Source organism: Dactylosporangium sp. NPDC051541 (assembly GCF_044454505.1).
Lineage (GTDB): Bacteria > Actinomycetota > Actinomycetes > Mycobacteriales > Micromonosporaceae > Dactylosporangium.
Window position 1 is genome coordinate 107,528 of record NZ_JBITDU010000002.1, and the last position, 17,196, is coordinate 124,723.

Sequence of the window (17,196 nt, forward strand, 5' to 3'; positions counted from 1 at the left end):
CGCGGCCCGGTGCGGCTCAGCCCGGCCTGGGGTCGTGGTCGAGACACCAGAGCGCCGGGAAAGCGTTGCCGAACGTCGGCGTGAACACAATCGGCGGTGTGGCGGGGTTGATAGGCAAGCCGTGACTTGCCTATGCTGGCGGGTGTGACGATTCGAATCAACGTGACCAGCGTGTTTGTCAGCGACCAGCAGAAGGCTCTGGAGTTCTACACGAACATCCTGGGCTTCGTGAAGAAGCACGACATCCCGCTCGGCGGCGAGCACCGCTGGCTGACCGTCGTCGGTGCGGGCGAGCCGGACGGGGTCGAGCTGCTCCTCGAACCATCCGACCACCCGGCGGTCAAGCCGTTCCGGGACGCGCTCGTCGACGACGGCATCCCGGCGACGTCGTTCGCGGTCGAGGACGTCCAGCAGGAGTACGAGCGGCTCGTCGCGGCCGGTGTCGTCTTCACCCAGCCGCCGACCCAGATGGGGCCCGTGACCACGGCGGTGTTCGACGACACCTGCGGCAACCTGATCCAGATCGCCGCGCAGTAAGCGAGCACAGCAACGCGCAGCAGGCGAGCAACGGGAAAAGGGGCGCCCCCGCACGGGAGCGCCCCAAGAAGACCCGCGCCGGACTAGGACAACGTTATGGCGTCCAGCTCGGCGTAGCCCGTGCCGCCGGCGAAGAACGGTGCGCCCTTCGCCAGACGGATCGTGTTGTATCCGGCGTTCAGCGAGACGGACACATTCACCGACGAACCGAACGAACCCCAAGCACCGGTCGGCGGGTACGTGACCGTCGACCACCCGCCCCCGTTGTAGGCGAGACCCTGCGTCGCGTTCGCACCCGTCGCATTGGCGTAGCGGATGTTCATCGTGTACGCCCGGGTCTGCGGCACGTTCACGATGAAGTCCACGAACGCGTCGTTGCGGCTGTTCGCCGAGCCGTCGATCTGCCCGACATACCCGCCGTTGGAGGCCGACGACGACGAGAACCGGTTGGCGTTCACGACCGCGGCGTTCTCCGCTTCGTACCGTGACTGCCAGGTCGCGATCCCGGACGTCGGCGTGATCAGCAGCTGGTAGGCGGCCAGCGCGTCCATCCCGCTGACCGGCACGCTGATCGCGCCACCGGACACCGTGTAGGTCGCGGTGGAGACGGTTGCGGGCGCGCTCTGGTTCGTGGTCCGGCCCGTCGTGCCGGTCCGCGACAGCGTGACCCGGACCTGCGAGCCGAGCGCGCCCAGGCCGGTGACCCGCACCGTGTTGTTGCCGCTGTCGCCGCCGAACACGACGTTGACGAACTTGCGGGTCGGGTCGTAGGCGGCGACCCCCTCCAGCCACGAACCCGGCACGGTCTGCACGACGTTGCCGGCCATGTCGCCGTACCACTTGTACGCCCAGTACGAGGCCGTCGGCGCGTTGTTGTACAGCAGCCCGTTGAGCGTCCCGGCCTCATACCAGTACGCCCGCTCGGCGTCGCGGATCCCGTACCGCTCGAACACCGCCATGTAGTGCACGGCCACGCTCGGAATGTCGACCTGCGACGGCGACGCGTACTCGTTGATCGAGATCGGCCGCGGCGAGATCCCCAGCGACGACTCGACCGCCCGGTAGTCAGCCACATGCGCACCGACGTTCAGGTAGTCGTCGTTGCCCAGCTCGTGCCACACGATGACGTCCGGCACCGTCCCGGTGTTCTTGGCGTTGGTCAGAAAATCAACCATCCAGCTGTGGTTGTACACCGAGTGGCTCGGACCGACGATCGGCGTTACCGAGTCGAGGGACCGGACCAGGTTGAACGTGCGCGTCCAGCCGGCGTTGAACGACCCCGCCGACGCCGTGTTCCAGGTCCAGTCGGGCTCGTTCCACAGCTCGTAGCCGTCGACGTTCGTCACCGACGCCGAGTTGACCCGGGCCGAGATCATCGTGCGGACCTTCGACTCCCAATCCGCCCAGCTGACCCAGCGGTACGGGAAGTTCGGGTAGATGTCGGGGAGCCGGTAGAACTGGCGCGCGCCGGCGCTGGTGACCTTTCCGGCAACCTGCAAACCGTCGCAACAGGGGGTGGTGGCGCCGTTGCCGAGCTGTTGCCCGCCCGGCGGGGGCTGGGTGAAGTGGTTCATCCTCAGCGGGTACAACTGGGAAAGCGGTGGTTTGTTGCCCGTGTCGACTCCGTAGAGTCCGCCGGACGCCACCTGCGTGACGGGCCGGACGGTGGTGCCGACGTTGACGGTGAGGGTGTTGCCGGCGGCGTGGGCCGGCCCGGCGAAGACGCCGGTGGTGACGAGGGTGGTGAGGATCGCCGTAGCGGCGGCGGTTCGGATGCGCACTGCATCACCTCGGTGAGTAAGGGAGGAGCGGAATCCAGACCCTCATTGGTCCGGGGCCGCGGTTGGCCCAAAGGAAATAGGGGATCGCCGGGACGGAACGTTTCCCGGCCATGACGGCCAGCGCGACCGGGGCGAGCGGGTGGTCACGCCTGACACCGATCGGAGCATCGCCGTCGAGGTAGATATCTTCGAAATACAATGCAGAACCGTCCGCCGATAAACCCACGTCGTGCGTCCCCGCGTCCGCGACCGCCGCATGCACGTCGGCGTGCTCGAGGCAGTAGACGACCGGGCCGCGGGTGAGGGCGGCGGTGCCCCGGACGGCGTCGATCCGGTGGTGCGGGGTGACCAGCCGGGGTGGCATGGGCAGGACGAGCTCGACGCGGTCGCCCACCTGCCAGACCCGCTCGATGCGCGCCCGGCCGTCCTCGACGAAGGCGACATCGCGGCCGTTGAGCCGGATCTGGACCCGCTCACCCGCGCACCAGGCCGGGACCCGCAACGTCAAGGCAAACGGTTCGCCGGTTGCCTCCGTGAAGGAAACAACGACCGCCTCGTCCCACGGGTAGTCGGTGGTGACGGAAACCGTGTGCCCGCCGGCGGAGAACGTGCCGGGCGTGTAGAGGTGCAGCTGCAGACCGGACGACGAGCCGGTGGCCGCGTAGGTGTGCAGCGACGCCATCAGACGGGCGAGGTTCGGCGGGCAGCAGGCGCACTTGTACCAGGGCAGGCGCTCGCCGGGCGCGTCCTCGTCCGAGCCGTCGTGGCCGGTGCGCAGCTGCAACGGGTTCGAGTAGAAGAACGACGTTCCGTCCAGAGCGATACCCGAAGCGATCCCGTTGTACAGCAACCGCTCCATCTCGTCCGCGTAGCGGGAGTCGCCCGTGGCCAGCAGCAGCCGCCACGCCCAGTGGAAGCTGCCGATCGCGGCGCACGTCTCGGCGTACGCCCGGTCCGGCGGCAGCTCGTAGGGGTCGCCGAAGGCCTCGTCGCGGTGCCGCGAACCCTGCCCGCCGGTGAGGTAGGTCTTCGACGCGAGCGCCGAGTCCCACAGCCGCTCGGCCGCCCGCAGCAGTTCCACGTCCCCGGTCTCGACGGCCACGTCGACGGCGCCGGCGAGGAGGTACACCTGGCGCACGACGTGGCCGGTGACCTCGGTGGCCGCGCGCACCGGCTTGTGGTCCTGGTAGTAGGCGCGCTGCCCGAACCGCCCCTCCGGGCCCAGCAGGCCGTGGCCGCGCAGTTCGATCAGGCGCGCGGCGAGGTCGAGGTAGGGGCGGTGCCCGGTCACCCGGAACAGTTCGACCAGCGCCGTCTCGATCTCCGGGTGCCCGTCGACGGCGTCGGTGCCGCCGGCGCCGAAGCGCTCGACGAGCAGGTCGGCGAAGCGCCGCGCGACCGCCAGGAGCTGCTGGGCGGCGGCATTGTCCGGCGGCGCGTTGCGGGCACCCGCGACGGCCGCCTGGATGAGGTGGCCGGCGGTGTACATCTCGTGGCTCGACGGCAGCTCCGCCCACTGCCGGTCCCGCGGCCCGGCCTGGAAGTAGGACACCAGGTAGCCGTCCGGGTCCTGGACCTTCTCCAGTAGCTGCACGGTGTCGCCGACGAACGACGGGAAGCCGCCGTCCCACAGCGCCGCCTCGAGGGTCTTGTGCACGTCGGTGTCGGCGAACCACCAGCCCACGAACGGCCCGTCGAAGTCGCCGGTGACCCGGTGCAGGTTGTCGAGGTTGCCGCGCGAGTGCAGCTGGCTGATGCAGTGCGGGATGGTCGCGGCGGTGTTGCGCTCCTGCCAGCCGCCGAGCAGGCCGCCCCGGTCGAGGCGGGCGGCGCCGGCGGCGAGCGGGCGCAGGGCCGAGATGGCGCGGTCGGTGGGCACGGCGGGGCCGAAGGGGTTGTGCATGGAGTTTCCTCAGTCCTTGACGGCGCCGGCGGTCACGCCGGCGGCCACGTACCGCTGCGCCACGATGAGCAGCAGCGTCGCGGGGATGGACGCGACCACGGCGGTGGCCATGATGGCGTTCCACTGCTGGTTGTTGTTGCCGATGTAGTGGTAGATGCCGAGCGTGATCGGCTGCTGGGTGCCGCCGCCGTCGAGGGTGGTGGCGAACATGAAGTCCGACCACGCCCACAGGAACGCGAACAGGCTCACGGTGACAATCGCGTTGCGGCTGACCGGCAGGATGACCGACCAGAACGTGCGGAACGGGCCGGCGCCGTCGACGGTGGCGGCCGCGGTGAGCTCGTCCGGGACGCCGGACATGAACGCGGTGAAGATCAGCACGCCGAACGGCACGGCGATCGTCGAGTCGGCCAGGATCAGCCCGGCCGTGCTGTTGAGCACGCCCAGGCGCAGGTAGATGGCGTAGAAGCCCATCGCCATGATGATGCTGGGGATCATCTGGGCGACGAGGAGCACGAAGCTGAGCCCGCCGCCGCCGCGCGGGCGCAGCTTGGCCAGGGAGTATCCGGCGGGCGCGGACAGCACGACCGTGAGCGCGACCGTGCCGAGGCCGATCAGCAGGCTGTTGATCAGGTACGGCAGCTGCTGGTCCAGGACCGCGCGGTACCCCTCGAAGGTGCCGTTGAGCGGGAACAGGTGCGGCGGGTCGGCGCGCATGTCCGTGTCCCGGGTCAGGGACACGTTCACCATCCAGTAGACGGGGAACAGCATGATCGCGGTGAGCAGCACGCCGATGACGGTTTTGAGTCTCATCGATGCTGCGTCCGGATGTAGACGAACCCGAAGACCATCGCGGCGATGATGAGCAGGTTGCCCACCGCCGCGCCGGGGCCGAAGGCGGGCAGGAGGTTGCCGAAGCTGAGCCGGTAGGACCAGGTCGCCAGCGTCGTGGAGGCGTCCGCGGGGCCGCCCTTGGTCATGATCCAGATGATGTCGAAGACCTTGAGCGTGTAGATGAGCCCGAGCAGGAGCGTGATCGCCGAGACGGGGCGCAGCAGCGGGAACGTGATGCGCCAGAACGTGTGCCAGGGCTTCGACCCGTCCAGCGCCGCCGCCTCGTAGATCTCGCCGGGGATGGCCTGCAGGCCGCTGTAGATGACGACCAGGTTGAACGGGATCCCGATCCAGATGTTGGCGATCGTCACCGACGCCAGGGACCACGCCGGTGAGGTCAGCCAGTTCACCGGGTCGACGCCGACCAGGCGCAGCGCGGCGTTGACGATCCCGGAGTCGCTGTTGAGCATCCACGACCACGTCGACGCCGACACGATCAGCGGCAGCAGCCACGGCACCAGAAACAGCGCGCGCAACGTTGCCGAGAGCGGGAAATGTTGCCGGAAGAAGACGGCCAGGGCCATGCCGATCGCGAACTGGAAGACCAGCGACACGCCCGTGAACACCGCGGTGTGCCACACGGCCGGCCAGAACGTCGGCTCGGCGAGCACCGTGCGGTAATTGCCGAGCCCGGTGAACGGCGCGTTGCCCTGGACGAAGGCGCGGACCGTGTAGTTGTGCAGACTGAGATCGAGGTTGCGGTACAGCGGGTAGGCGTAGAACGCACCGAGGTACACGACCACCGGCGCGAGGAACGCCCACCCGCTGACCTTGGAGCGCATGGTCACTTGGTGGCCGCGGCCGCGGTGGTCTGGGCCGCGGTGAACGCGTCCTGCGGTGACTTGCCGCCGCTCAGCGCGGCCTGGAAGCCGGTCCACAGCGGCTGGGAGATCTTCGGGTACTTCGTGCCGAGGTTGTCACTCGTGCGCCCCTTGGCCGCCTTGACCGCCTCGACCCAGACCTTCAGCTCGGCGTTGGCCGCGACCTGCTTGGTCTGCACGGCGTCGGTCGCCGCGATGTACGACAGCGTCGTGTCGGTCGTGTAGGCGTTGTCGGCGTTGGAGAGGCACGCGATGAGCTTCTGCGTCGTCGCGTAGCGCCCGCTGTCCTTCTGCACCGGCGCGGTCACGAACTCGCCGCCCGTCGGCGCCGGCGCGGTGCCGCCCGCCTTCGAGGGGATCGGGATGATCCCGTATTCGAAGCCGGCCTTCTTGGCGTTGCCGAGCTGCCAGGTGCCGTTCTCGGCGAAGGCGAACTGGCCGGTCGCGAACTCCTGCCAGCTCGTCGTCTGCGTGTTGCCGATGACGGAGTTGGGCGCCAGGCCCTGCTTGAGCCAGTCGGTCCACAGCGTCAGCGCGGCGACACCCTCGGGCGAGTCGAGCTTGGTGAGGTTCGCGCCGGAGCCCCAGAACCAGGGCAGGAACTGGAAGCTGCCTTCTTCGGTGCCGATGGCGGAGAACGTGATGCCCTTCTTGCCGGTCGCCTTCACCTTGCCCAGCGCGGCCGTCAGCGACGCCCAGTCCTTGACCGTGGCCGGGTCGACGCCGGCCGCGGTGAGCACCGCCTTGTTGTAGTAGAGGGCCAGGGTGTTGGCGCCGATCGGGATGCCGTAGGTCTTGCCGCCGATCTGGCCCGCGGCGAGCAGGTTCGGCGAGATGGCGGCGGTGTCGACCTTCATCTCCTCGGTGGTAGTGAGCACCCCGGCGTCGGCCAGGGTGGAGACCACCGGGTTGTCGACGATGAGCACGTCGGGAGAGTTGCTCTGCTGGGCCGCGAGGAGCGCCTTGTTCGTCAGGTCGGTGGTGTCGTAGGCGGTGCGCTTCACGGTCACGCCGGAGTCGGTGCCACACTTCTGCAGCAGCTTGACCCAGTCGGCGCTGTCGTCGAACTGCGGGTAGGGGTCCCAGACCGTGAAGGTGGCGCCGCCGGCCGAGCCGGTCGAGCCGCTGTCGGTGCCGCCGGTGGTGGAGCAGCCGGCCAGCAGGCAGGCGGAGACGGCCACAGCGGCGGCCCGGCGATAGATGGAAACTGTCATAGCGGGTTTCCTCATTGGGGGTGTAAGGAAATCTCGGAAAACGATTGCCTTGACGCTAGGCAGCGGCTTGATCGGCTGTCAAGGCACTGTTACGGTCACAGCCAAGGAAACAAGGAAACTCAGGGGGAAACGCTGAGCAACGTCGTCCGGCCCGCCACGATCAGCGAGGTGGCGGCCCTAGCCGGGGTCTCGACCGGCACCGCGTCCAAGGCCCTCAACGGCCGCGGCTCGCTGCGCGCCGAGACCCGCCAGCGCGTCCAGCAGGCCGCCGACCAGCTCGGCTTCATCGCCAACGCCGCCGCCCGCGGCCTGCAGACCGGCCGCACCTACACCGTCGGCATGATCACGACGGACAGCATCGGCCGGTTCAGCATCCCGCTCATGATCGGCGCCGAGGACGCCCTCGGCGCGGGCCAGGTCTCGGTCCTGCTGGCCGACGCCCGCGACGACCCGATCCGCGAGCAGTACTACCTGCGCACCCTGCTCAGCCGCAAGGTCGACGGCCTCATCGTCACCGGCCGGCGCACCCAGGCCCGCCCGCCCATCGCCGCCGCCGACCTGCCCGTGCCGGTCGTCTACGCGTTCATCAGCTCCCAGAACCCGATGGACTGCTCGGTCGTGCCCGACGAGGCCGACGGCGCCCGCCGGGCCGTCGAGCACCTCCTCGCGATCGGCCGCCGCCGCATCGCCCACGTCACCGGGCCCGAGCACCACCACTCGGCCCGGGTCCGCGCCGCCGCGTCCGTCGAGACCCTGGCCGAGCACGGCCTGGAGCTGGCCCGGCCGCCCCTGCACGGCGAGTGGAGCGAGGCCTGGGGCCGCCACGCGGTCGGCATGCTGCTGTCCGCCCGCCGCGACGAGGGGGCCGACGTCGACGCGGTGTTCTGCGGCAGCGACCAGATCGCCCGTGGCGTCGCCGAGGCGCTGCGCGAGGCCGGCCGCACCATCCCGGGCGACGTGGCCCTGGTCGGCTTCGACAACTGGGACGTCATGGTCGAGGCCTGCCGCCCCCAGCTCACCAGCGTCGACATGGACCTGGAGGGCATCGGCCGGACCGCCGCCGAGCACCTCCTGGAAGCCATCAATGGAGACCCGTTGCTCGGCGCCCGGGCACTGCCCTGCCGCCTGGTGCCCCGGGCCTCCACTGCGGTGTGATGCTCAGCCTGCGGTGTGATGCTCAGCCGGCCGGCGTGAAGCTGCGGTGTGATGCTCAGCCGGCCGGCGTGAAGCTGCGGTGTGACGCTCAGCCGGCCAGCGCGAAGCTCGGGTGCGGCGGCTGGTTGTAGGCGGTGTTCTGCCAGGCGACGGCCTCGCGGTACATCCGGTCCTGCATCAGCGACACGTGCGAGATGCTCGTCGCGTCGGTCGTGGAGTAGATCCGCAGCGCCCGGTTGTCGGTGGTCGGCCAGATGACCTCCTCGCGCCAGTCGCCCAGGATGTCCGCCGACAGCGACGGCGTGGCCTTGGTGCCGTTGTTCGAGTGCACGCCGCTCGCGGTCAGCAGCCGGGTGTCGGCGCTGGTGCCGTACTTGTCGATGTGGGTGCCGTCGAGCAGTTCGCGCTGCGCGTCGCCGTCCCACCACACGACGAAGTTGGCCGAGGACGGCTTGCGGCCGATGTTCGACCCGCTGGTGTTGAACAGGCCGCTGACCGCCGACGACCACGACTCGGCCCCGGGGCTGCCGGCGTAGATGTCGTCGGAGACGCCGCGGCCGTTGTCGCAGCCGCAGGACGCGTTCTGCCAGATGATCGCCCCCGTCCTCGCATCGGCCATCCAGGCCGCGACCTGGTTGGTGTTCTCGTCGACCTTGAACACCTCGAGGCCCGGCCGGCTCGGGATGAGGTCGCCGACGTGCAGCGCGTCGCCGTGGCCCTTGCCGGTGTTCCACAGCCCGGCGCCGTTGTCGTTGATCGCCATCGCGCCGTAGACGATCTCGTCCTTGCCGTCCTGGTCGACGTCGGCGATCGCCAGCTGGTGGTTGCCCTGGCCGGTCCAGGCCGAGCCGTTGGTGGAGCTGCTGCTGTCGAACGTCCAGCGGCGGGTCAGGGCCCCGTTGCGCCAGTCCCAGGCCACGACGACCGTGCGGGTGTAGTAGCCGCGGGCCATGATGATGCTCGGCCGGGAGCCGTCCAGGTAGGCGGTGCCGGCCAGGAACCGGTCGACCCGGTTGCCGTAGCTGTCGCCCCAGGACGAGACGGTGCCGCGGGCCGGGACGTAGCTGGTCGTCGCCATCGCCGCGCCGGTCTGCCCGTTGAACACCGTGAGGTACTCGGGGCCGGTGAGGATGTAGCCGGAGGAGTTGCGGTAGTCGGCGCTCGAGCTGCCGATGACCGTGCCGACGCCGTCGCGGGTGCCGTCGCCGGTCTTCATGGCGACCTCGGCCTTGCCGTCACCGTCGTAGTCGAAAACCTGGAACTGGGTGTAGTGGGCCCCGGCCCGGATGTTGCGGCCCATGTCGATGCGCCAGAGCCGGGTGCCGTTGAGCTTGTACGCGTCGATGAACACGTTGCCGGTGTAGCCGGACTGCGAGTTGTCCTTCGAGTTCGTCGGGTCCCACTTGAGGACGATCTCGTACTGCCCGTCGCCGTCGAGGTCGCCGACGGACGCGTCGTTGGCCGTGTAAGTGTAGGCGACACCGTCGGGGGTGGTCCCGCCGGACGGGAGCTGGATCGGCACGTCCATGCTGCTGGCGGCCAGGGCCGCGGTGGACGCGCCGGCGGTCAGGGAGGCCTGCTCGACCCCGCCGGTGACCGGGCGGACGGTGTAGGTCGCTCCGGTCGGGGCACCGGCGTCGGTGTAGTTCGTGCCCTTGGTGACCGGGGCGGCGTTGACCTTGACGCCGTCGCGGTACACGTTGAAGGCGGTGCCGGGCGCGTCGGTCCCGAGCAGCCGCCAGGACAGGAAGTTGCCGGCCGCGGTGCGCAGGCTGACCAGGCCGCGGTCGAGGCGCTCGGTCATGGCGGTGGCCGCCGGGGCCTGGGTCGGGGCCGAGTCGTCCACCGCCGCGGACGCGGACACGGTCGAGCCGGCCGCGATCACGACCGCCGCGGCGACCGCGAGGGTGAGCGATGGGGCGTTGATACGTTTCATGAACAGCTGTCCCTTCGGTTGGTGTGGGAAAGCGCTTGCCCGGCCCGTCAAGCTACGACCGGCATCGATATCTGTCAACGTCTAGGCGTGAAAGTCGCGAAACGACCGGTGCCGGATGGCGGTCGAGGACTGGCCGGTCGGCACTCCCGGCGCCGCGGTCACCGGCCATAGCGTCCCGGGGCATGTGGTTTCAGCGATTCGGCGCCTCCTGCGGCGTCCTGCTCGGTCTGTGCATCGCCGTGCCCGGTGCGATCGAGGCCTTCACCGGCGAGACGGCCGCGACCAGCCTGGTGCTCGGCCTCGGTGTCGTCCTCGCCGCCCCGGCCGCGACCGTCCTGTACTTTCACCAGCGTGAAGCGAGCGGGCGGTTCGGAGCGCTCGCGTTCGCAGTACACCTGCTGGGTCTCGGGCTTTTCACCGGAGTGGCATTCTCACTCAACGTCGTGCTGTTCTTCCTCGACGACGCGGCCGTGACCGCCCTCAAGGCCGGCCCGACCGGCCCCGCCCTCACCGCCTGCGCCGGTGTGTTCGTCCTCGGCACGCTGCTGTTCGGCGTGTCGCTGGTCCGGGCCGGCGTCTTCCCGAAGGTGCCCGCGGTCGGCTACGGCCTGGCCCTGACCCTCCTGGCCGCCCTCGCACCGCTCGACGACACCCCGTGGACCAGCCTCGTCCACGTCGCGGCGGGCGCGTCCGTCGCCTGGCTGTCGCTCGTCGCGCTCCCGGCATCGCGGACACTGCAAGTAGCCTGACGTCATGCCCGTCCGCTGGGTGCCGTTCGTGCTGTGCGGGGCCGTCCTCGTCGCCGGCCTGACCGCCCGCCCCCTCGACGTGTCCTCCGCGCTCGGCTTCGCCGCCGGGGTCCTCGGCCTGGCCGCGGTCGAGGCCGTCGACCGGGGGCGGCGGGTCTGGCTGGTGGTCCGCCTCGCGCTGCTGGCCCTCGTGGCCCCGTTCGACCCCAGCGGACTCACGGGCGCGCTGTTCATCACCGTGCCGTTCGCCGCCTACTTCACCGTCGGCCGGCGCACCGCCGTCGCCCTCGGCGCCGCCGGGGCCGTCCTGCTCGCCGTGTTCTTCGCCGGCACCGGCCAGGGCGACCCCGGCGACCTGGTCATGTACGCCGTCGGCCTGACCCTGGCCCTGACCGCGGCGGCGTTCGCGGTCGGCCAGATGGACGCCGTCGCCGCGCTGTCCGCCGCGCAGGAGCGCAACCGCCTGGCCCGGGAGATCCACGACAGCCTCGGGCACCACCTGACCGCGATCGCCGTGCAGCTGGAGAAGGCCGAGGCGTTCCGCGACCGCGACCCGCCCGCGGCCGGCCGCGCGGTCACCGACGCCCGCTGGTCGGCGAAGCAGGCCCTGGCCGAGGTCCGCGACTCCGTCCGGACCCTCCGTGACCGCCCGCCGTCGCTGCACGACCTGGCCCGGCACGCCCCGGACGTGACCGTCGACATCACCGGCGACGAGGACAGCGCACCCCCGCCGGTCCGCCTGGCCGTCTACCGCGCCGCCCAGGAGGCCCTCACCAACGCCCGCCGGCACGGCAACGCCCGCGCCGTGTCCGTCGCCGCCATTTTTCGCGGGGGTACCGCAACGCTGACGGTGACCGACGACGGCACCGGACTGCCGGAGGTCCCCGGTTCCGGCTTCGGCCTGCAGGGCATGCGGGAACGGGTGGAGCAACTCGGCGGTACCGTCGCCATCTGCGACGCCGGCCGCGGCGTCCGGGTGACGGTCAGCATCCCGGTCCCGGCATGACCGATGTCCGCGTCCTGGTCGTCGACGACCAGCAGCTGGTCCGCGACGGCATCGCGTCCCTGCTGAGCATCCAGCCCGGCATCGAGGTGGTGGGCACGGCCGCCGGCGGCGAGGAGGCCCTGCAGCGCGCCGCCGACCTGACCCCCGACGTCGTGCTGATGGACGTGCGCATGCCGGGCCTGGACGGCGTCGAGGCGACCCGGGCCCTGCGCCGGGCCCACCCGAGCTGCCGGGTGGTGATGCTGACGACGTTCGACGACGACCAGTACGTGGCCCTGGCCCTGCGCGCCGGCGCCGACGGGTACCTGCTGAAGGACCTCGGCGCCGCGGAGCTGGCCGACGCCGTCCGCCTGGCCCACCGCGGCGTGGCCCAGCTCGACCCGTCGGTCGCCCGCCGCCTCGCCACCGCCCGCCCCGCCGACACCCCGACCGACCTGACGACCCGCGAACTGGAGATCCTCCGCCTGGTCGCCACCGGCGCGACGAACCGCGAGATCGCCGCCCGCATGTTCCTGAGCGAGGGCACGGTGAAGAACCACGTCTCGCGCATCCTGACCCGCCTCGGCCTGCGCGACCGCACCCAGGCCGCCGTGTACGCCCGCGACAACGGCCTGCTGGCCCCCTGACCCCGGCAGCTTCAGGCCGCCGGGGTCAGCCCGGCCCCGACGAGCGCCACGATGCCGTCCGGCTCCTCGCCCGGCCGCACGGCGGTCATCGTGGCGTGCGTCGCCGCGGTGGTCGTCTCCGCCGTCGCGCTGCTGGTCGCCTGGCGCGCACTGGACCAGGCCAACGACGCCCGTGAGATCGCACTCGCCGCGGGGCGCCCGGCCGGCGCGCAGACCGTGGTGCCGCAGTCGGCGACGGGAACGCCCGAGGCCGGCGCCACGACCGCGGTCACGGAGGCGGCACCGGCGCAGTCGCTGCCGGGCACGTATGCGACGGGCGAGCCGCCGCCGCTCGACCAGCGCACCGTCTTCAAGGTGAAGTACACCAAGCATACGCTGACGCTGAAGACGTCCACGTATTCGACGATGTACGCCGACCTCGACGAGCCTCGCGCCAACGTCAGCTCCAACGGCTACGACATCGCGCTGGAAGGGGGCACCAGCAGTCAGCCGTTGAAGCTGAAGCTCGGTGACGACGTCACGGGCAGTGAGGCCGGTGCGCCCGCGATGACGCCGCAGGACTGCGGCGAGAAGATCCGGACCGCGCCGATCGGTGACGCTACCGTCCCGGCCCGGCAGGGGGCCGTCCTGTGCATCACGACGTCCTACGCCGCGGCCCGCTCCCGCGGCGACTTCCAGCGGCTGGTGCTCCTGGAGATCACCGGCGTCACCAACGACAACGCGGTCACCGTGGAGCTCAGCGCCTGGGACATTCCCCGGTAGCGGCCCCCCGGCCGGGAAATGTGGTTGAGGCGGGCTTCGGCGGCGTCGTATTTTGCCGGTGACGCCCGCTGCCGCGACGACTGAGGACAGACACCGCGTGACGCCGCCCGCTCTGTAGCTCCCGACGCTTTCTCGTGCACCTTCGGCCGACGCGCTTGCCGCGCCGGTCCTGCCGGGCTGTCCTTCGGCCGCCCGGGTGTGCTGCGGTTCGAGGTCGCGCAGCTGAATCGGCCTCGGTTGGGTCTTCAGAGAGTTCGCATCCTCATGTCTGCACAATCGCATATCGCGCTGTCCTGGATTGTTCGCCGGACCCGGTTGCCGCTGCTGCGGCGGCGGTGCCCGGACTGCCGGGCGGAGTTCGCCACGACCGGGGCCGGGCGGTTCCGGGTCAACGCCAACGGGAAGCTGCTCGACGTCTGGCTGCTGGTCCGGTGCGTCGGCTGCGACCGGACGTCCAAGGTCACCGTGCACGAGCGGGTGCCGGTGCGCAGTCTTGATCCGGTGGCGCTCGACGGGTATCACGCCAACGATCCGGCGTTGGTCGCGGCGACGCTGCTCGATCCGCGGCATCGGGCGGCGCTGGACTGGCGCGGGGCGTGGGCGCTGGACGCGCCGGCGCCGCCGCTCGACGAGGGGTGGCCGGTGCCGGTCGAGGTCGCATTCCTCGACCCGGTGCCGGTGCGGCCGGATCGGCTCATCGCGCGCGGGCTGGCGCTGAGCCGGGGCGACGTGCTGCGGCGGGTCAAGTGCGACGTGCCGCTGCGGCGGACGGTCGGCGCCGGGTTCCGGTTCGTCGTGTTCAGCTCGTCAGCGCCTCGCGAAGGAGCGTGAGCCAGGCCTCGGGCTGGTCCAGGTGGGCGTCGTGGCCCGCGTCGGGGATTTGCCGGTACTCGCACGCCGGGCGCAGGTCGCGCATCCTCGCGTCCTCCGCCGGTGGGCAGGTGCCGCGCTCGCCGCGGATCAGCCATGTGGGGGCGGTCACGGCGGTCCACTCGGGCCAGCGGGCGGTCGCCGCGACCGGGCGGATCGCGGCCTCCATCACGTCCGCGTCGAACCTGGGGCGCAGGCCGTCCGGGCCCGCCTCCAGGTCGGCGGCCCAGGCGTGGGCGGTCGGGGTGCCGCCCAGGAAGGCGACCGCCGCGGCGGGTGTGGCGAACGGCAGCGGCCAGGAGGCGAACCACGTGCCCAGGCGCGCCGGGTAGTCGTCGTCGGGGGCGGTGCCGCCGACGCCGGCCTCGAGCATCACGAGGCGGTCGACCAGGTGGGGGTGCCACGCGGCCAGGAGCATGGCCGTGTGGCCGCCCATCGACTGGCCGGCCACACTGACCGGGCCGCCGCCGCACAGCTCGCGGATGACGAACGCGGCGTCCTCGACGTACGCCCGGCGGGACACGTCGGCGGGGCGTCTCGTGCTGTGGCCGTGGCCGCGCTGGTCCGGTACCACGACCCGGAAGTCCTTCGCGAGGGCCGCCGCGGTCGGCTGCAGCTCGCTCGCCGCGCCGGCCAGGCCGTGCAGCAGCACCACCGGTGGCGCGGACTCGGGGCCGAAGAGCAGGCAGGACAGGGTGACGTCGGCGTGGGGTAGGTCGATGCGTTGCACGGACACATGATCCCCCCTCGCGAAAAACCCATCAGTGGAACTTTCCGGCATTTAGGATGAAGGCCACACGATCACGCGGGGGAATTCATGCGCAGTCGAGGGCGCTTTGCCGTTGCCGTCACCTTCACCACCGCGGCGACCCTCGTCGCCACCGCCGTTCAGGCCGACGCGGCCGGGGAGAGCGCCGGCGCGCACACCGTCGCGCAGTACGAGATGAACGAGGGCGCGGGCGCCCGGACCATGGCCGACAGCTCCGGCAACGGGCTCGACGGCACCATCGGGTCCGAGGTCCAGACCGGCGTCGGCGTCCAGGGCGAGACCGCGTACCGCTTCACCCGGCTCGACCCCGACACGCCCCCGACCCACCCGCGGCATCTGGCGACCGTGAGCGGCGGGCGGACGGGCGAGCTCAACCCGGGCAACCGCGACTTCGCCGTCACCGTCCGGCTGCGCACGCAGTACCACTTCGGCAACATCGTGCAGAAGGGCCAGGCGACCGTCGACGGCGGGAACTACAAGCTGCAGATCCCCAGCGGCATCGCGCAGTGCCTGTTCCGCGGCGACCACGGCTCGCTCATCGTCTCCTCGAAGACCCGGCTCAACGACGGGCGCTGGCACACCGTGCGCTGCGAGCGGTCCCAGTCCGGGCTGGCGCTCGTCGTCGACGGGCGGACCGAGGCCCGCAAGTCCGGGTGGACCGGGTACATCGCCAACGACTGGCCGCTGTCCGTCGGCGGGAAGACCGCCTGCGACCAGGTCGACGTCGGCTGCGACTACTACGCCGGCGACCTCGACTACGTGAAGCTGGAGACGCGTTAGGCTCCGGTGTGGACGACTACCTGGCGCGCATCGGCATCGACGAGCGGCCGCACCGCCCCGACCTGGCCACGCTGCGGCGCGTCCAGCGGGCGCATCTGGGGTCCGTGCCGTTCGAGAACCTGAGCATCCACCTCGGCGAACCCGTCGCGCTCGACGACGAGGGGCTGCTCGACAAGATCGTCAAGCGACGGCGGGGCGGGTTCTGTTACGAGCTCAACGGGGCCCTGGCGCTGCTGCTGCGCGATCTCGGCTACACCGTCACCCTGCACTCGGCCCGGACCTGGAACGGCACGGCGTTCGGCTTCCCGTTCGACCACATGGTGCTGCGCACCGTCGTCGACGAGACCCCGTGGCTGGTCGACGTCGGCTTCGGCAAGTTCGCGCACCATCCGCTCCGGCTCGACACCAGCGAGCCGCAGGCGGACCCCGACGGCGTGTACACCGTGACGGAGGCCGACGGTGAGCATGTGGTGACCGGGCCGCGCGAAGCGGAGTACCGAATCGATCCCCGCCCGTATCGGTTGAGGGACTTCGGGCCCACCTGCTGGTATCAGCAGACCTCGCCCCGGTCGCACTTCACGAAGGGACCCACGTGCTCCCGGGTCACCGCGGACGGCGGCCGCGTCACGCTCGGCGGCAACCGGCTCATCCGGACCGGCGCCACCGGCACGCGCGCGGAGCGGACCCTGACCGACGACGAGACGATGGACACCTACCGCACCGAGTTCGGCATCGAGCTCAGCCGGCTGCCGGCGGACCCGCGCCGGGCGTGACGAGGCCGGTCTCGTAGGCCACCACGATCGCCTGGGCCCGGTCGCGCAGCCGCAGCTTCGACAGGATCCGGGCCACGTGCGTCTTCACGGTCGCGTCGGACAGGAACAGCCGCTCCGCCAGCTCCGCGTTGGACAGCCCGCGGGCCAGCATCGCCAGGACCTCGACCTCCCGCGGGGTCAGCGTCGACAGGTCCCGGTGCAGGGCCGCGGAACCGGCGTCGCGAGCCGCGTAACGCTCGATCAGCCGCCGCGTGATCGCCGGGGCGAGCAGCGCGTCGCCGGAGCGGACCAGGCGCACGGCCGCGACGAGTTGCTCCGGGCTGACGTCCTTGAGCAGGAAGCCGGACGCGCCCGCGGTGAGCGCGGCGTAGACGTAGCGGTCCAGGTCGAACGTCGTCAGGATGACCACCCGCGGCGCCGCGCCGGCCGGGTCGGCCAGGATCCGGCGGGTCGCCTCGAGGCCGTCCATCTCCGGCATCCGCACGTCCATGAGCACCACGTCGGGCCGCGTGCTGTGCACCGCCTCGACCGCCTCGGCGCCGTTGGCCGCCTCGGCGACCACCGAGATGCCGTCGGCGGTGAGGATCATCCGGAACCCGGTCCGCACGAGCGCCTGGTCA

At 71.2% G+C, this 17,196-nt stretch carries 17 protein-coding genes; 9 read left to right on the plus strand and 8 right to left on the minus strand.

Annotated features, from left to right (window positions below):
- The first annotated feature begins 150 nt into the window (after positions 1–150).
- The gene (locus ACIA8L_RS08570; protein WP_395904147.1) at positions 151–537 is read left to right on the plus strand and encodes a VOC family protein; all 387 of its coding nucleotides are present in this window, start codon (positions 151–153) and stop codon (positions 535–537) included.
- An 83-nt stretch (positions 538–620) separates the two neighbouring features.
- Here the strand turns inward: ACIA8L_RS08570 and ACIA8L_RS08575 are convergent, their stop codons facing one another.
- Genes ACIA8L_RS08575 through ACIA8L_RS08595 form a run of 5 tightly spaced genes read right to left on the minus strand, consistent with a single transcriptional unit; the run spans position 621 to position 7,150 of the window.
- Positions 621–2,318 carry a hypothetical protein gene (locus tag ACIA8L_RS08575; RefSeq protein WP_395901989.1) on the minus strand — a complete coding sequence of 566 codons (1,698 nt, stop codon included), beginning with the start codon at positions 2,316–2,318 and terminating at the stop codon, positions 621–623.
- 4 nt (positions 2,319–2,322) lie between these two features.
- Entirely contained in the window at positions 2,323–4,221 is a 1,899-nt protein-coding gene (locus tag ACIA8L_RS08580) for a glycoside hydrolase family 127 protein (protein WP_395901991.1), read from the minus strand.
- Positions 4,222–4,230: 9 nt separating this feature from the next.
- On the minus strand, positions 4,231–5,034 hold the full coding sequence (locus tag ACIA8L_RS08585) for a carbohydrate ABC transporter permease (protein WP_395901993.1): 804 nt from the start codon (positions 5,032–5,034) through the stop codon (positions 4,231–4,233).
- Entirely contained in the window at positions 5,031–5,897 is an 867-nt protein-coding gene (locus tag ACIA8L_RS08590) for a carbohydrate ABC transporter permease (RefSeq protein WP_395901995.1), read from the minus strand. The genes ACIA8L_RS08585 and ACIA8L_RS08590 overlap by 4 nt, the downstream gene beginning before the upstream one ends.
- Positions 5,898–5,899: 2 nt before the next feature.
- Positions 5,900–7,150 carry an extracellular solute-binding protein gene (locus ACIA8L_RS08595; protein WP_395901997.1) on the minus strand — a complete coding sequence of 417 codons (1,251 nt, stop codon included), beginning with the start codon at positions 7,148–7,150 and terminating at the stop codon, positions 5,900–5,902.
- A 159-nt stretch (positions 7,151–7,309) separates the two neighbouring features.
- Here ACIA8L_RS08595 and ACIA8L_RS08600 point away from each other — a divergent pair, with 159 nt between their 5' ends.
- Complete coding sequence (locus tag ACIA8L_RS08600) at positions 7,310–8,305, plus strand: LacI family DNA-binding transcriptional regulator (RefSeq protein ID WP_395904149.1); 996 nt, start codon at positions 7,310–7,312, stop codon at positions 8,303–8,305.
- 88 nt (positions 8,306–8,393) lie between these two features.
- Here the strand turns inward: ACIA8L_RS08600 and ACIA8L_RS08605 are convergent, their stop codons facing one another.
- Positions 8,394–10,241, minus strand: a complete 1,848-nt coding sequence (locus ACIA8L_RS08605) for a rhamnogalacturonan lyase (protein WP_395901999.1) — start codon at positions 10,239–10,241, stop codon at positions 8,394–8,396.
- A 182-nt stretch (positions 10,242–10,423) separates the two neighbouring features.
- Here ACIA8L_RS08605 and ACIA8L_RS08610 point away from each other — a divergent pair, with 182 nt between their 5' ends.
- The 5 genes from ACIA8L_RS08610 to ACIA8L_RS08630 all read left to right on the plus strand — a co-directional run bounded on the left by ACIA8L_RS08610 (position 10,424) and on the right by ACIA8L_RS08630 (position 14,215).
- Positions 10,424–10,990, plus strand: coding sequence for a hypothetical protein (locus tag ACIA8L_RS08610; RefSeq protein ID WP_395902001.1), 567 nt, complete (start codon positions 10,424–10,426; stop codon positions 10,988–10,990).
- 4 nt (positions 10,991–10,994) lie between these two features.
- On the plus strand, positions 10,995–11,996 hold the full coding sequence (locus ACIA8L_RS08615; RefSeq protein WP_395902003.1) for a sensor histidine kinase: 1,002 nt from the start codon (positions 10,995–10,997) through the stop codon (positions 11,994–11,996).
- Positions 11,993–12,622 carry a response regulator gene (locus ACIA8L_RS08620; protein ID WP_395902005.1) on the plus strand — a complete coding sequence of 210 codons (630 nt, stop codon included), beginning with the start codon at positions 11,993–11,995 and terminating at the stop codon, positions 12,620–12,622. Before ACIA8L_RS08615 ends, ACIA8L_RS08620 begins: the two co-directional genes overlap by 4 nt.
- A gap of 51 nt (positions 12,623–12,673) precedes the next feature.
- Positions 12,674–13,384, plus strand: coding sequence for a hypothetical protein (locus tag ACIA8L_RS08625; protein WP_395902007.1), 711 nt, complete (start codon positions 12,674–12,676; stop codon positions 13,382–13,384).
- Positions 13,385–13,648: 264 nt separating this feature from the next.
- Entirely contained in the window at positions 13,649–14,215 is a 567-nt protein-coding gene (locus ACIA8L_RS08630) for a DUF1062 domain-containing protein (protein ID WP_395902009.1), read from the plus strand.
- On the opposite strand, the gene ACIA8L_RS08635 is transcribed toward ACIA8L_RS08630, so the two are convergent.
- Positions 14,184–14,984: an alpha/beta fold hydrolase gene (locus ACIA8L_RS08635; protein WP_395902011.1), complete on the minus strand. Its 801-nt coding sequence runs from the start codon at positions 14,982–14,984 to the stop codon at positions 14,184–14,186. The genes ACIA8L_RS08630 and ACIA8L_RS08635 overlap by 32 nt on opposite strands.
- 87 nt (positions 14,985–15,071) lie before the next feature.
- Between ACIA8L_RS08635 and ACIA8L_RS08640 the strand changes: the two genes are divergently transcribed.
- Positions 15,072–15,803 carry a laminin G domain-containing protein gene (locus tag ACIA8L_RS08640; protein WP_395902012.1) on the plus strand — a complete coding sequence of 244 codons (732 nt, stop codon included), beginning with the start codon at positions 15,072–15,074 and terminating at the stop codon, positions 15,801–15,803.
- An 8-nt stretch (positions 15,804–15,811) separates the two neighbouring features.
- On the plus strand, positions 15,812–16,576 hold the full coding sequence (locus tag ACIA8L_RS08645) for an arylamine N-acetyltransferase (RefSeq protein WP_395902014.1): 765 nt from the start codon (positions 15,812–15,814) through the stop codon (positions 16,574–16,576).
- On the opposite strand, the gene ACIA8L_RS08650 is transcribed toward ACIA8L_RS08645, so the two are convergent.
- Positions 16,542–17,165: a response regulator gene (locus ACIA8L_RS08650; RefSeq protein WP_395904151.1), complete on the minus strand. Its 624-nt coding sequence runs from the start codon at positions 17,163–17,165 to the stop codon at positions 16,542–16,544. The two genes, ACIA8L_RS08645 and ACIA8L_RS08650, sit on opposite strands and share 35 nt — an antisense overlap.
- Between the last annotated feature and the right edge of the window lie 31 nt (positions 17,166–17,196).